General features: G+C 65.2%; 12 protein-coding genes, 2 tRNA genes and 1 pseudogene. 9 read left to right on the forward strand and 6 right to left on the reverse strand.

What is annotated here, in order from left to right; translation table 11 throughout:
- Window positions 1–26: 26 nt before the first annotated feature.
- Entirely contained in the window at window positions 27–1,028 is a 1,002-nt protein-coding gene (gene ilvC, locus ABDV69_RS00755; protein WP_343571584.1) for a ketol-acid reductoisomerase, read from the forward strand.
- Window positions 1,029–1,084: 56 nt separating this feature from the next.
- On the opposite strand, the gene ABDV69_RS00760 is transcribed toward ilvC, so the two are convergent.
- Window positions 1,085–1,525 carry a DUF4262 domain-containing protein gene (locus tag ABDV69_RS00760; protein ID WP_343571426.1) on the reverse strand — a complete coding sequence of 147 codons (441 nt, stop codon included), beginning with the start codon at window positions 1,523–1,525 and terminating at the stop codon, window positions 1,085–1,087.
- 254 nt (window positions 1,526–1,779) lie between these two features.
- Between ABDV69_RS00760 and serA the strand changes: the two genes are divergently transcribed.
- On the forward strand, window positions 1,780–3,366 hold the full coding sequence (gene serA / locus ABDV69_RS00765; RefSeq protein ID WP_343571427.1) for a phosphoglycerate dehydrogenase: 1,587 nt from the start codon (window positions 1,780–1,782) through the stop codon (window positions 3,364–3,366).
- Window positions 3,363–4,373: a 3-isopropylmalate dehydrogenase gene (locus ABDV69_RS00770; protein ID WP_343571428.1), complete on the forward strand. Its 1,011-nt coding sequence runs from the start codon at window positions 3,363–3,365 to the stop codon at window positions 4,371–4,373. Before serA ends, ABDV69_RS00770 begins: the two co-directional genes overlap by 4 nt.
- Before the next feature lie 133 nt (window positions 4,374–4,506).
- Here ABDV69_RS00770 and ABDV69_RS00775 read toward each other — a convergent pair.
- Window positions 4,507–5,583 (reverse strand): annotated as a pseudogene (locus ABDV69_RS00775) (MFS transporter); the annotation flags it as partial.
- Between the two features lie 116 nt (window positions 5,584–5,699).
- On the opposite strand from ABDV69_RS00775, the gene ABDV69_RS00780 reads away from it, so the two are divergent.
- The 3 genes from ABDV69_RS00780 to ABDV69_RS00790 all read left to right on the forward strand — a co-directional run bounded on the left by ABDV69_RS00780 (window position 5,700) and on the right by ABDV69_RS00790 (window position 6,941).
- Entirely contained in the window at window positions 5,700–6,479 is a 780-nt protein-coding gene (locus ABDV69_RS00780) for a fumarylacetoacetate hydrolase family protein (RefSeq protein WP_343571429.1), read from the forward strand.
- A 221-nt stretch (window positions 6,480–6,700) separates the two neighbouring features.
- Window positions 6,701–6,772, forward strand: a tRNA-Gln gene (locus tag ABDV69_RS00785).
- 96 nt (window positions 6,773–6,868) lie between these two features.
- Window positions 6,869–6,941, forward strand: a tRNA-Glu gene (locus tag ABDV69_RS00790).
- 22 nt (window positions 6,942–6,963) lie between these two features.
- Here ABDV69_RS00790 and ABDV69_RS00795 read toward each other — a convergent pair.
- On the reverse strand, window positions 6,964–7,464 hold the full coding sequence (locus ABDV69_RS00795) for a PPOX class F420-dependent oxidoreductase (RefSeq protein ID WP_343571430.1): 501 nt from the start codon (window positions 7,462–7,464) through the stop codon (window positions 6,964–6,966).
- A 17-nt stretch (window positions 7,465–7,481) separates the two neighbouring features.
- Entirely contained in the window at window positions 7,482–8,198 is a 717-nt protein-coding gene (locus ABDV69_RS00800; protein WP_343571431.1) for an IclR family transcriptional regulator, read from the reverse strand.
- 51 nt (window positions 8,199–8,249) lie between these two features.
- Between ABDV69_RS00800 and leuC the strand changes: the two genes are divergently transcribed.
- The 3 genes from leuC (at window position 8,250) to ABDV69_RS00815 (ending at window position 11,117) form a co-directional block, all read left to right on the forward strand.
- On the forward strand, window positions 8,250–9,686 hold the full coding sequence (gene leuC, locus ABDV69_RS00805) for a 3-isopropylmalate dehydratase large subunit (RefSeq protein ID WP_343571432.1): 1,437 nt from the start codon (window positions 8,250–8,252) through the stop codon (window positions 9,684–9,686).
- 17 nt (window positions 9,687–9,703) lie between these two features.
- Window positions 9,704–10,300, forward strand: coding sequence for a 3-isopropylmalate dehydratase small subunit (leuD, locus tag ABDV69_RS00810; RefSeq protein WP_343571433.1), 597 nt, complete (start codon window positions 9,704–9,706; stop codon window positions 10,298–10,300).
- Between the two features lie 199 nt (window positions 10,301–10,499).
- Window positions 10,500–11,117: an HU family DNA-binding protein gene (locus ABDV69_RS00815; RefSeq protein ID WP_343571434.1), complete on the forward strand. Its 618-nt coding sequence runs from the start codon at window positions 10,500–10,502 to the stop codon at window positions 11,115–11,117.
- A 71-nt stretch (window positions 11,118–11,188) separates the two neighbouring features.
- On the opposite strand, the gene ABDV69_RS00820 is transcribed toward ABDV69_RS00815, so the two are convergent.
- Together ABDV69_RS00820 and ABDV69_RS00825 are read right to left on the reverse strand one after the other, a co-directional pair.
- Complete coding sequence (locus ABDV69_RS00820) at window positions 11,189–12,121, reverse strand: bifunctional NUDIX hydrolase/histidine phosphatase family protein (RefSeq protein WP_343571435.1); 933 nt, start codon at window positions 12,119–12,121, stop codon at window positions 11,189–11,191.
- Window positions 12,122–12,188: 67 nt separating this feature from the next.
- Window positions 12,189–14,384: an RNA degradosome polyphosphate kinase gene (locus ABDV69_RS00825; protein ID WP_343571437.1), complete on the reverse strand. Its 2,196-nt coding sequence runs from the start codon at window positions 14,382–14,384 to the stop codon at window positions 12,189–12,191.
- Window positions 14,385–14,464: the final 80 nt, after the last annotated feature.

Here is a 14,464-nt window from a genome sequence, read left to right on the forward strand (position 1 = left end):
AAGGAGACATTCAGGTGGCTTTGGAGATGTTCTACGACGACGATGCGGACCTGTCGATCATTCAGGGCCGCAAGGTCGGTGTGATCGGCTACGGCAGCCAGGGGCACGCGCACTCACTGAGCCTGCGCGACTCCGGCGTCGAGGTTCGGGTCGGCTTGAAGGAGGGCTCGAAGTCGCGGGCCAAGGTCTCCGAGCAGGGCCTGACTGTCGACACCCCGGCCGAGGTGGCCAAGTGGGCCGACGTGATCATGCTGCTGGCGCCCGACACCGCGCAGGCCGACATTTTCTCCCACGACGTCGAGCCCAACCTGAAGGACGGCGACGCGCTGTTCTTCGGTCACGGACTCAACATCCACTTCGACCTGATCAAGCCGCCCGGCAACGTCACCATCGCGATGGTGGCGCCAAAAGGCCCGGGCCACTTGGTGCGCCGGCAGTTCGTCGACGGCAAGGGCGTGCCCGCGCTGATCGCCGTCGACCAGGACCCGAACGGCGACGGTGAGGCGCTGGCACTGTCCTACGCCAAAGCCATCGGTGGCACCCGTGCCGGCGTCATCAAGACCACGTTCAAGGATGAGACCGAGACCGACCTGTTCGGTGAGCAGGCCGTGTTGTGCGGTGGCACCGAGGAATTGGTGAAGACCGGTTTCGACGTCATGGTCGAGGCGGGCTACCCGCCGGAGATGGCCTACTTCGAGGTGCTGCACGAGCTCAAGCTAATCGTCGACCTGATGTACGAGGGCGGCATCGCCCGGATGAACTACTCGGTATCCGACACCGCGGAGTTCGGTGGCTACCTGTCCGGCCCGCGGGTGATCGACGCCGACACCAAGGAGCGGATGCGCGCGATCCTGCGCGACATCCAGGACGGCAGCTTCACCAAGAAGCTGGTCGCCAATGTCGAGGGTGGCAACAAGCAGCTCGAGCAGCTGCGCAAGGAAAACGCCGAGCACCCGATCGAGGTCACGGGTAAGAAGCTGCGCGACCTGATGAGCTGGGTCGACCGGCCGATCACCGAGACCGCCTAAGGTTGCGGCTTCGTCGAGATCGACGTTAGCGCGACAAGTTTCGGCGTGTCGTCGCGCTAGCGTCGATGTCGTTCATCCGGTGGGGCAACCCGAACGCCGAGTACCGGCTGGCGCTCCGGACCGTTGCTGAATTCCGCGCACCAGGGCCGGTGTCCCCGGTCGTCGGGCCACACCAACTGCAGCGCCCGCAGCCCGGGGCCGTAGAACGCGACCGCCACGTTCATGTGCGCGTCCGGATGTTCCACCTGGACAACGTCGAGCAGTAGTTCGTCGCCTATCAAAATCCGCTCACCGGGTACCGGCTTTCCGCCGCTCACCAGATACTCGCCGACGCTCCTGAGCATGTAGTTCGCCGCCCCCGGCGGCAGGCCAGTCACCAGGAGCTCGGGGAGCCCACGCTTGTGCAGGCCGACCGTGTAGGCGTAGGGCGTGCGTTGGTCTTCCACGAATTGGACGATCCAGCCGAGCTTCTCCACCAACCGGTGAAGCTTTTCCATCCACTCCTGCACAGTGGCCTCAGGATGATCGCATTGCCAGCACATGGGCGTTTCTCCTGTCGTCGTGCTTATCGACAGGATTCACCCGGGTACCGACAACCCAGGGTGTGCAATCCGCCACAACCCGCATAAGCCGACGGCGACGACCCGCTACGCCCGGCTGCGCCGCGCTTGCGATCGCCGCATAAGCCGACGGCGACGACCCGCTACGCCCGGCTGCGCCGCGCTTGCGATCGCCGCATAGGCTTGCCCGCGTGAGCCTGCCTGTAGTTCTTATCGCTGACAAACTTGCCGAATCCACCGTCGAAGCCCTGGGCGACCAGGTCGAGGTGCGCTGGGTCGACGGCCCGGACCGGCCAAAGCTGCTGGCTGCGGTGCCCGAAGCCGACGCGCTGCTGGTCCGCTCCGCGACCACCGTCGACGCCGGGGTGCTCGATGCTGCGCCGAAACTCAAGATCGTCGCCCGCGCCGGGGTCGGGCTGGACAACGTGGATGTCAAGGCCGCCACCGAACGCGGTGTGCTGGTGGTCAACGCGCCGACGTCGAACATCCACAGCGCCGCCGAGCATGCGTTGGCGCTGCTGCTGTCGGCCGCCCGCCAGATTCCCGCGGCCGACGCCACGCTGCGCGAGCACGCCTGGAAGCGCTCGTCGTTCTCGGGCACCGAGATCTTCGGCAAGACCGTCGGGGTGGTCGGACTGGGCCGCATCGGCCAATTGGTCGCGCAGCGGCTGGCCGCTTTCGAGGCCCACATCGTGGCCTACGACCCCTACGTGTCGGCGGCCCGTGCGGCGCAACTCGGCATCGAGTTGCTCTCGCTCGACGAACTGCTCGGCCGCGCCGACTTCATCTCGGTGCACCTGCCGAAAACACCCGAGACGGCAGGCCTGATCGACAAGGATGCGTTGGCGAAGACCAAGCCCGGCGTCATCATCGTCAACGCCGCCCGCGGTGGTCTGGTCGACGAGGCCGCGCTGGCCGACGCCATCTCCAGCGGACACGTGCGCGCCGCCGGCCTCGACGTGTACTCCAAGGAACCGTGCACTGACAGCCCGCTGTTCGAGCTGTCGCAGGTCGTGGTGACGCCGCACCTGGGCGCATCGACCGAAGAGGCCCAGGACCGCGCCGGCACCGACGTCGCCGCCAGCGTCAAGCTCGCGCTGGCGGGGGAGTTCGTCCCCGACGCCGTCAACGTCGGTGGCGGAACGGTCAGCGAAGAAGTGTCGCCGTGGCTCGACCTGGTGCGCAAGCTCGGCCTGCTGGCCGGTGCGCTCACCGAGGAACTGCCGGCGTCGCTGTCGGTGCAGGTTCGCGGTGAATTGGCCGGTGAAGACGTTGAGGTGCTTCGCCTTTCGGCGTTGCGCGGCCTGTTCACGGCGGTCATCGAGGACCAGGTGACGTTCGTCAACGCCCCGGCGATCGCCGAGGAGCGCGGGGTTGCCGCCGACATCAGCACCGCCACCGAAAGCCCCAACCACCGCAGCGTCGTCGACGTGCGTGCGGTGGCCGCCGACGGTTCGGTGGTCAACGTGGCGGGCGCATTGTCCGGCCCGCAGCAGGTCGAGAAGATCGTGCAGATCAACGGCCGCAACTTCGACCTGCGCGCACACGGTATCTACCTTGTCATCAACTACGGCGATCAGCCTGGGGCACTGGGCAAGATCGGCACACTGCTGGGCACCGCGGGGGTCAACATCCAGGCCGCCCAACTGTCCGAGGACGCCGAGGGCCCGGGCGCGACGATCCTGCTGCGGCTCGACCGCGACGTCCCCGCCGATGTGCGCACCGAGATCAGGTCCGCCGTTTCGGCCAACAAGCTCGAAGTGGTTGACCTGTCGTGAAACTGGCCGTTATTCCGGGTGACGGGATCGGGCCTGAGGTGATCGCCGAAGCGGTCAAGATTCTCGACGCGGTACTACCCGGTGTGGAGAAGACGCATTACGACTTGGGCGCCAAGCGATTTCACGCCACCGGCGAACTGCTGCCCGATACGGCGGTCGCCGAACTGCGCGAGCACGACGCCATCCTGCTGGGCGCCATCGGTGACCCGTCGGTACCCAGCGGGGTGCTGGAGCGAGGCCTGTTGCTACGGCTGCGATTTGAGCTCGACCACCACGTCAACCTGCGTCCCAGCCGGCTGTATCCGGGTGTGACCAGCCCGCTGGTGGGCGATCCGGACATCGACTTCGTGGTGGTCCGCGAGGGTACCGAGGGTCCTTACACCGGGACCGGCGGCGCGATCCGAGTCGGCACGCTCCACGAGGTGGCGACCGAGGTGAGCACCAACACCGCGTTCGGGATCCGCCGTGTGGTCGAAGACGCCTTCGCCCGCGCCCAGCAGCGCCGTAAGCATGTGACGTTGGTGCACAAGACCAACGTGCTGACCTTCGCTGGCTCGCTGTGGTCGCGGACCGTGGACGAGGTCGGGCAAAATTATCCAACTGTCGAGGTGGCTTATCAGCACGTCGACGCCGCCACCATCCATCTGGTCACCGACCCCGGCCGCTTCGATGTGATCGTCACCGACAACCTGTTCGGCGATATCATCACCGACCTGGCCGCCGCGGTGTGTGGCGGAATCGGATTGGCGGCCAGCGGCAACATCGACGCCACCCGGACCAACCCGTCGATGTTCGAGCCGGTGCACGGCAGCGCGCCCGACATCGCCGGCCAGGGGATCGCCGACCCGACCGCTGCGGTTATGTCGGTGGCGCTGCTGCTTTCCCACGTCGGCGAAGACGCTGCCGCCGCGCGAGTGGACCGGGCCGTGGCTTACCATTTGGCCAGTCGCCCGCGCGAAAAGCTATCCACCGCCGAAGTCGGCGAAAGGATCGCGTCCGCGCTCTAGTCTCCAGGCCGGGCGGCAACGTCCTGGTCGGCACGATGGGCGCCGCCAAAAGCGGAAACAGTGCGCTGACAACGAATGCCGGCGGGTAGCCGTGTGAGGCGATCAGCCCACCGAACAACGGTGGCGCGCCGGCCGCCATCAATCGCTGATAGGTGTTCTGCAGGCCCAGCGAGCGTCCACTCCAGAACGGGCCCGCGTACTCGGTGATCGCCGTCGACTCCAACCCGTTGTCGACCACAGCCACCACCGACGCTGCGATCATCAACGGCACCGCAATCGAGGAGCGCAGGTGATCGGCGAATGCCAGGCCGGCCAGCACCAGCGCACCCGCGACCGACATGACGCGGACCGGACGCAATCGCGACCCGACCCGGTCCGACCACCGGCCGACCAGCACGCGTCCCACCGCGCCGAGCACCTGCGACACCGTGACGAGGCCTGCTGCCAAGGCGACCGAGCATCGGTAGTTCGCGATCAGCCAGATCAGCATGAAGGTCACGGTGACCGTCTGGGGCACCATCAGCAATGCCGAGACCGCGTGAATGCGTCGCAGCACCCACGATCGGCGGTAGGGATTGGCGAGTTCCTCCTCGGAAGCTTCTTCCCATTCTTTGCGTGGTGGATCGCTGATGGCCACGATGCTGAGCACCGCCGAGACCGCGCACAGAATGGCGGGAAAAATCAGAGCATGCGTGGCCGATTGACTGGCCTCGGCGAATTCGGGAATCACCAACGCGCCCAAAGCAATTCCCAGTGGCTGCGCGGTCTGCCGCACACCCATCGCCAAACCTCGTTGTTCGGGCGGAAACCATCCGGAGACCAGCCTGCCGCCCGCGGAGTTGCAGCTGGCGGCCGCCATTCCGCCGACGAACAGCCACGCCGCAAACGCGACCATGGTGTGCACGGTGGTTGCGGCGTAGGCGGCACCTGCTGTCAGCGCTGAGCCGATCGTCAGCACGACCCGTTCGCCGACTCGGTCGAGCAGATAGCCCCACAGGATCAGCGTCGCGACCATGCCGAAACTCGGCATCGACGACAGCAACCCGGCCTCTTCAAGCGGGGTCCCGAGATCTTCTTTCAGAGCCGGAATCAGAAAAGCGACGCCGTTGATGAAGATGAACGCGCTCGCGGTCACCAGCAGCGAGATGACGACGATTGCCCAGCGTCGGCCTGCACTGATTCCGACCGTGCCGGTCGGGTCCGTTGGCATCGATCCATGCTCGCACAGCGAGTTGGCTGCGGGGGTCTAAGTGGCAACGAGGCCGCTGGTCCGCCTGCTCAGTCCGCCGTGCCGGCGCGCATCGTCAGCGGACTAGGCTAGACCGAATGCGCCTTGGCCGAATTGCCAGTCCCGACGGTGTCGCGTTCGTCTCCATCGAGGGCGAGTCCGACGACATGACCGTCCGCGAGATCGCCGAGCACCCGTTCGGCACGCCAACTTTCACGGGTCGTTGCTGGCCCCTGGCCGACGTGCGGCTGCTCGCCCCGATCCTGGCCAGCAAGGTGGTCTGCATCGGCAAGAACTACGCCGACCACATCGCCGAGATGGGCGGCTCCACCGGGCCGGCGCCCGCCGACCCGGTGATCTTCCTCAAGCCCAACACCGCGATCATCGGACCCAACGTGCCGATTCGGTTGCCGGCAGGCGCATCGCCGGTGCACTTCGAAGGCGAGCTGGCGGCCGTCATCAGTCGGCCGTGCAAGGACGTCACGGCCGACCGGGCGGGCCAGAGCATCCTCGGCTACACGATCGCCAACGACGTCTCCGCCCGGGATCAGCAGAAGTCCGACGGTCAGTGGACCCGGGCCAAGAGTCACGACACGTTCTGCCCGGTCGGGCCGTGGATCGAGACCGAGGTCGACCCTGCCGATCTGGAGTTGCGCACCACGGTCAACGGCCAGGTCAAGCAGGACAGTCGGACCTCGCTGATGATCCACGACATCGGTGCGATCGTGGAATGGATCTCCGGGGTGATGACGTTGCTGCCCGGCGATCTGATCCTGACCGGCACACCCGCCGGGGTGGGGCCGATCGTGGCCGGCGACATCGTCGACATCACCATCTCGGGAATCGGGACGCTGTCGAATCCTGTGGTGCAGAAGTAGAATTCGCAACCGCGCCAATCGGTCCGGATCTGTGCGGACCCGGCCGCGCCATCGGTGGTCCGAACTGTTCAGACGCAGCTGCGGCGGGGAGTCGGGCGTTGGTGAGAGGTGAGGAGTTTGTTTGGTAGTCTGCTCGACGGCCCATCACGGCTGGCAGCAGTGCCCGTACGACTACCGAGGGTCTACAGGCAAGCCTCTGACCAGCAGTTTTAGGCAGCCAATGGGGTATGGTGTAATTGGCAACACAGCTGATTCTGGTTCAGCCATTCTAGGTTCGAGTCCTGGTACCCCAGCAGAGTTTTGCCAGCGCTCCTCCAACGTCGTTGCACCGCCTAGCGATTAGGTGGGCGTTCGGCGGTGAGCTATGCTAGCGGCTCGGTATCGGTTCCGGCCCCGTCGTCTAGCGGCCTAGGACGCCGCCCTCTCACGGCGGTAGCGTGGGTTCGAATCCCATCGGGGCTACTCATCCTTCAAGCCAGCAGCTCTAGCCGGCGGCTGGGGCGGTTGAACCGCCCACCGGCATGGCCGGAATGCCGAGCTTGCGGTGATCCCAGGAGCGCGTGCGCTGAGCGACGATGCGCACCGCGACCCGCTTGTTCATCATCATGTCGACCGCGGGTTTCATCTCGTCGGTGTAGGGCCCGGTGTAGCGCTCCCACACGCTGACGCCGACGCGGAAGATGACGTCTGGGTCGTCGACGATCTCGGCGACTCCTTCGAAAGACACCCCGCGCAGGGTGTCGTAGGTGTCGCCGTCCTCGATCATGAAGCTCACCCGGGGATCGCGTTTGAGGTTGACGGCCTTCTGCGACTTCTCTTTGGTCTCCAGCCAGATCTCGCCGTCGACCACTCCGTACCACATCGCGGTCAGGTGAGGCTGTCCGTCCGAACCGATGGTGGCCAGCGTGCCGGTACGGCTATTGGTGACGAAGTCGGTGATCTCCGTCTCGGACAGGACGATCTGCGCGCGCTGGTTGGTTCCCATGGCGACAGTGTCTCAGGTCACGGATTCGAGTGTCCTAACCGCCGGGTCAGTGCGTCGGCGGCCTCGAGCAGATCGGCGGCCCAGCGCGCGCCCGGTCGGCGACCCATGCGATCGATGGGGCCCGACACCGAGATCGCGGCGATCACCGAGCCGTGAGAATCGCGCACCGGCGCAGACACGCTCGCCACGCCGGGCTCGCGTTCGGCTGCGCTCTGCGCCCAACCCCGTCGCCGCACTTCGGCCAGCGCGCGGTCGCCGAACTTCGCGTCGGGTAGCACCGCCGCTCGGGTCGCGTCATCGCCGAAGGCCAACAGCACCTTGGCGCCGGAACCGGCCGTCATCGGCAGGCGCGCGCCGACCAGGACGGTATCCCGGAGGCCCGCAGGCGGTTCCATCGCTGCGATGCAAATTCGCGAGGTGCCTTCGCGACGGTACAACTGCACACTCTCGCCGGTGATCTCACGCAACCGTGGCAGCACCGCCGCGCTGGCTGCCAGCAACGGATCGTTGACCCGAGCCGCGAGTTCGCTGACCGCGGGACCCAGTCGCCAGCGCCCCTCACCGTCGCGCGCGAGCAAACGGTGAACTTCCAGGCCCGCGGCCAACCGATGCGCGGTGGCCCGGGGCAGTCCGGTGCGATCGCACAATTCGGCCAGCCCACAGGGTGATTCCGCGACGGTCCGCAGTACCCCCACGGCTTTGTCGAGAACACCGATGCCGCTATCCTGTCTCACAAAGAGATATTAACGTCTCGCATAGTGGGAGCAACGAATTGGGATGAGCTCGTGACGAAAACTTCTGCCCGCGACACTGCCGGGCGTCCGCGCACGCTGGCGGAGAAGGTGTGGGACGACCACGTGGTGGCGTCGGGCGCCGGCGCCGAACCCGACCTGATCTACATCGATCTGCACCTGGTGCACGAGGTGACCAGTCCGCAGGCCTTCGACGGCCTGCGACTCGAAGGCCGGCCGGTGCACCGCCCGGATCTGACGCTGGCGACCGAAGACCACAACGTTCCGACCATCGACATCGACAAACCGATCGCCGATCCCGTCTCGCGCAATCAGGTGGAGACGCTGCGCCGCAACTGCGACGAATTCGGGATTCGGCTCTACCCGATGGGTGACATCGAGCAGGGCATCGTCCACGTCGTCGGCCCACAACTGGGCCTGACCCAGCCGGGCATGACCGTCGTGTGCGGTGACAGCCACACCTCGACGCACGGTGCATTCGGCGCAATCGCAATGGGCATCGGCACTTCCGAGGTCGAACACGTGCTGGCGACCCAGACGCTTCCGCTGCGGCCGTTCAAGACGATGGCTGTCAACGTCGACGGACAACTGCCGGCCGGCGTGACCGCCAAAGACGTCATCCTGGCCGTCATCGCCAAGATCGGTACCGGTGGCGGTCAGGGCCACGTCATCGAATACCGCGGCAGTGCCATCGAATCCCTGTCGATGGAAGCTCGGATGACGATCTGCAACATGAGCATCGAAGCCGGGGCGCGGGCGGGAATGGTGGCACCGGATGCCACGACTTACGAGTTCCTGCGGGGCCGCCCGCACGCCCCGACGGGTGCGCGGTGGGATGCGGCTCAGGCCTATTGGGATCAACTGCGGACCGACGAGGGCGCCGAGTTCGACACCGAGGTCTATCTGGACGCCGCGTCGTTGACCCCGTTTGTGACGTGGGGGACCAACCCGGGACAGGGTGTGCCGCTGGGCGCCGCGGTCCCCGATCCGGAGTTGATGACCGACGACCACGAGCGACAGGCGGCCGAGAAAGCGCTGGCGTACATGGACCTTCGGCCCGGGCTCCCAATGCGCGAGGTCGCCGTGGACACGGTGTTTGTCGGTTCGTGCACCAACGGCCGCATCGAGGATCTGCGTGCGGTGGCCGACATCCTGCGCGGCCGGAAAGTGGCCGACGGCGTGCGGATGCTGATAGTGCCTGGGTCGATGCGGGTTCGTGCGGAGGCCGAAAGTGAAGGCCTGGGCCAGATCTTCGTCGCCGCGGGCGCCGAGTGGCGGCAGGCCGGCTGCTCGATGTGTCTGGGCATGAACCCCGACCAGCTCGCACCGGGGGAGCGCTGCGCGGCAACGTCGAACCGGAATTTCGAAGGCCGCCAGGGCAAGGGCAGCCGCACGCACCTGGTGTCGCCGGCGGTTGCCGCCGCGACGGCGGTGCGCGGAAAGCTGTCCGCGCCGGACGACTTGAACTGACGACGGGGGTCAACAACATGGACGCATTTCACACCCACACCGGTATCGGAGTGCCGCTGCGGCGGTCCAATGTCGACACCGATCAGATCATTCCCGCGGTGTATTTGAAGCGGGTAACCCGAACAGGTTTCGAGGATGGCCTGTTCGCGGCATGGCGCAACGATCCGTCTTTCGTGCTCAATCTCAGCCCATTCGACAGAGGTTCAGTACTGGTGGCCGGACCGGATTTCGGCACCGGCTCCTCCCGCGAGCACGCGGTGTGGGCGCTTATGGACTACGGCTTCCGGGTGGTGATCTCGTCCCGGTTCGGCGACATTTTTCGGGGTAATGCCGGGAAGGCCGGTCTGTTAGCGGCCGAAGTTGCGCAGGATGACGTGGAACTTCTTTGGAAGCTGATCGAGGGCAGCCCCGGGCTGGAAATCACTGTAAGTCTTCAAGATCGGAATGTGTCGGCGGGAACGGTGGTGGTGCCGTTCACGATTGACGATTACACCGCATGGCGTCTACTCGAGGGACTCGACGACATAGCTCTTACGCTGCGGAAACGCGATCAGATTGCAGCCTTCGAGGCGGCCCGCCCGGACTGGAAGCCGAAGACTTTGCCCGCTTCCTGACGGCTCGATCGAGCCCGAATTTGCGGCGCCCCAGTGCCGTATTCGGCTACCGCGCCACCTCCCAAGGGCGGCAAGCGGATTCCAAAAAGTTCGCCAGGAACCATTGAAATTGCGCGTGGCTCTTGGAAATCAGGCACCTTAGGGTTTACCGTGTCTGCTAGTCGGCCCAAACGAGGGCCACTAGCTTCGGAGGATTTGCATGAACAAAGCAGAGCTCATCGATGTACTCACAGAGAAATTGGGCTCAGACCGTCGGCACGCAACCGCCGCCGTCGAGAATGTCGTCGACACGATTGTGCGCGCCGTGCACAAGGGCGACAGTGTCACCATTACTGGGTTCGGTGTTTTCGAGCAGCGGCGCCGCGCGGCCCGCGTAGCCCGTAACCCCCGCACTGGCGAGACGGTGAAGGTGAAGCCAACCTCCGTGCCGGCCTTCCGGCCCGGCGCACAATTCAAAGCGGTTGTTTCTGGCTCGCAACGTCTCCCGGCGGAAGGACCTGCAGTGAAGCGAGGTGTTGTCGCAAGCGGTGGGGCCAAGAGGGTGGCCAAGAAGGCCCCGGCCAAGAAGGCGGCTGTGAAGAAGGTCGTGAAGAAGGCCCCGGCCAAGAAGGCGGTTGTGACGAAGGCTCCCGCCAAGAAGGCAGCGACCAAGCGGACTACCGCCGCAAAGAAGGCTCCCGCCAAGAAGGCAGCGACCAAGCGGACTACCGTCGCAAAGAAGGCTCCCGCCAAGAAAGCGGTGACGAAGCGGGCACCGGCCAAGAAGGTCACCAAAGCTCCGGCCAAGAAGGCCGCAGCACGTCGTGGTCGTCGCTGAGCACTAGCCGCAGCAAACGCAGATTCGCCGTGGCACCGGCTCTCACGGGCCGCCCGCGGCGAATTTGCGTGTCAGGCCACTACGTTGGCGGCCAGCGCGCTACCGATGTGATCGGCAGCGATCAGCCGCCCGCCCGCCAACGAGAGCACCCACGTGCTGCCCTTGCGGTTACGCGACTTGTCCGGGCGCACGCCGTCGCGCTCGCACCACCACGCGATCAGGTCCGGAATCACCTTGCCTTGCGTGCAAATCACCGGCGCGGGGTCTGACTCGGCGATCTGCAGAACACGTCGCCGGGCGCGTTTGGGATTGTCGGCGTATGCCTCTTCGGTCAGGCTCGGCTCGTTGCTGATGGTGACGCCCAGCTCTTCAGCCAACGGCTGCACCGTTTGATGACACCGCACTCGATCCGCTGAATAGACATCGGTGGGGCAAAAGGTCGACAGCTGCGCGACGAGCGCCTCCGCCTGTGCTCGGCCCTTTTTGTCCAGCGGCCGCAGTTTGTCGTCGCCGGAGAATCGGGACTTGCTGCCCGCGGTGCCATGACGCACGATCAAGACAGATTTTGTGTCAGCTGACTGTTTAGCCCAGCGCCGCAATACCTTTCGGTCGTATGGATACGACACTTTCTTGATCGCGGCGGCGGCCGGCAGCCAGATGAGATCGTCCACTTCGTGGTTGGGGGCGAAGCTGCCACCGATGCTGCGTGCCGACCAGTACTGCACCTTCTTCGTGCGCGGCTCGATGGGATAACTCACCGTGGCGATCCGGCGACCCAGCTGAACGTGGTGTCCGGTCTCTTCGAAGATCTCGCGCACGGCGGTCACCGGCTCTGTTTCGCCGGGGTCGACTTTGCCTTTGGGCAGCGACCAGTCGTCGTATCGCGGACGGTGGATAACCGCAACCTCTTCGGCGGACTCACGGTGATCGGGTCGCCAGAGCACGCCGCCCGCAGCGAGAACGATCTTGCTCGCCGAGCGACTCCACGAGGGTTGTGTCGACACCTGAACTCCTGCAGGTCAATTTGAGCTCCGGGGATCCGCGGCCAGAAGTCTAAAGGCTACGTGTCAGTCAGTTACTCCGGTGTTTTTCCATCTGCGCAACCTGGTGGTCGCGAACCGAGTGGCCGGCCCGTGGCAACGCCTTCCACTGGCCTTCCGGTCCCAATTCCCAGCAGCGCGTTGCGGGGTCGAGGGCCGAGTCGAGGATGTCGTTGAGCTGAGCGGTCAGCCTGGGATCGTTCACCTGAACCAGGACCTCGACGCGGCGGTCCAGGTTGCGGTGCATCATGTCGGCGCTGCCCATCCAGAATTCATCGATCGCACCGAAATTGAAGATCCGCGAATGCTCCAGATACTGTCCCAGAATCGAGCGCACAGTGATGTTTTCGGAGAAGCCCGGCACGCCCGGACGCAGCGCGCAAATGCCGCGCACCACGACTTCGACGCGGACGCCGGCCTGCGACCCGCGGTAGAGCGCATCGATGACTTGCTCGTCGACAAGAGAGTTCATCTTCAGCCGGATGTGCCCGTGCCCGGTTTGCTCGTGCGCGGCGATCTCCCGGTTGACGCGTTCGATGATGCCGCTGCGAAGTCCGTGCGGTGCGACCAGGAGGTTGCGATAGGAAACCTTGCGTGAGTAACCGGTCAAGGTGTTGAACAGATCGGTCAGGTCGGCGCCGATGTCGGGATCGGCGGTCAGCAGGCCGACATCCTCATACAGCCTAGCCGTTTTGCCGTTGTAATTGCCGGTTCCGATGTGGCAGTAACGCCGAATCGTCGAGCCTTCGCGCCGCACGACGAGGCATGTCTTGCAGTGTGTTTTCAAACCGACGAGTCCATAGGCCACGTGGACACCCGCCTGCTCCAGCGCACGGGCCCACTTGATGTTGGCTTGCTCGTCGAACCGGGCCTTGATCTCCACCAGTGCCACGACTTGTTTTCCCGCTGCGGCGGCTTCGATCAGCGCCCGGACGATCGGCGAGTCACCGGAGGTGCGATACAACGTCTGCTTGATCGCGAGTACGTTCGGGTCGGTGGCGGCCAGTTCGATGAAGCGCTGCGTGCTCGTCGAGAACGAGTCATAGGGGTGGTGCACCAGCACGTCACCTTCGCGCAGGGTCGCGAAAATGCTCTTCGGCGTTTCCCGGTCGGCGAATGCGGGACTGGTCGCCGGGACGAACGCAGCATCCTTCAACGCCGGGCGGTCAACTCCGTAGATCTGCCAGAGCGACGAGAGATCAAGCAGCCCGGGCACCTGGATCACATCGCCGGGATGCACGTCGAGCTCCCGCAGCAGCAGTTCGAGCATGTGCTCGGTCATGTCGTCGGCCACCTCGAGGCGCACCGGCGATCCGAACCTGCGGCGGGCCAGCTCGCGCTCCAACGCCTGCAGCAGGTCTTCGTCGCGGTCCTCGTCGACCTCGTAGTCGGCGTTACGGGTCACCCGGAATGCATGGTGCTCAACAATTTCCATGCCCGGGAACAGCTTGGTGAGGAATACCGCGATCAGCTCCTCCATCGGCAAGAAGCGGACTTCTTTCGTTTCGACTGAATCAGCGGCGCCAGGTCGGTCGTCGAGTTCGACGAAACGATCGACGTTGTCGGGCACCTTGACCCGGGCGAAATGCTGACCGCCGTCGTCGGGCTGCTTCACCGTCACGGCGAGGTTCAAGCTCAAACCACTGACAAACGGGAAGGGGTGAGCGGGGTCAACGGCCAGCGGAGTCAGAACCGGGAAGACCTGCTCGGTGAAGTAGGTCGACAGCCGGTCGCGCTCCGAGTGGTCGAGATCGGCCCAGGTGAGGATGCGGATACCTGCTGCGGCCAGGCCCGGCTCCACCAAATTCAGGAAAACTTCCGCGTGCCGGGTGGCGATCTTCTGGGTCTGCTCGCCGATTCGGCGGAGTTGCTCACGTGGAGTCAGCCCGTCAGCGGAGCGCACCGACAGCCCCATCTCGTCGCGTCGCTTCAGCCCGGCAACGCGAACCATGTAGAACTCGTCGAGGTTGGAGGCAAATATCGCCAGGAATTTCGCGCGGTCTAACAAGGGCAGCGACGTGTCTTCGGCGAGCGCGAGGACGCGCGCGTTGAAGTCCAGCCAGCTCAATTCCCGGTTGAGGTAGCGGTCTTCGGGAAGCGGATTCTCGACTGCGGCAGCGGTGGTGGCAGGCGGCGCGCCCGGCGCGGAGTCGGCGGCAGACCATGCGGACGATCCGGCGGCGACGCCTGCGTCCGGGGCTTCGATGTCGGTCACCCTTGCGATCATTCCCCATCGGTGACGGGGTGTGAAACCGTTGGGGGCGATTTAGTGGATAATAGTGAGTGTACGGACGTTCTAATGAGTAC

The sequence above is a fragment of the Mycobacterium sp. genome (assembly GCF_039583785.1).
Lineage (GTDB): Bacteria > Actinomycetota > Actinomycetes > Mycobacteriales > Mycobacteriaceae > Mycobacterium.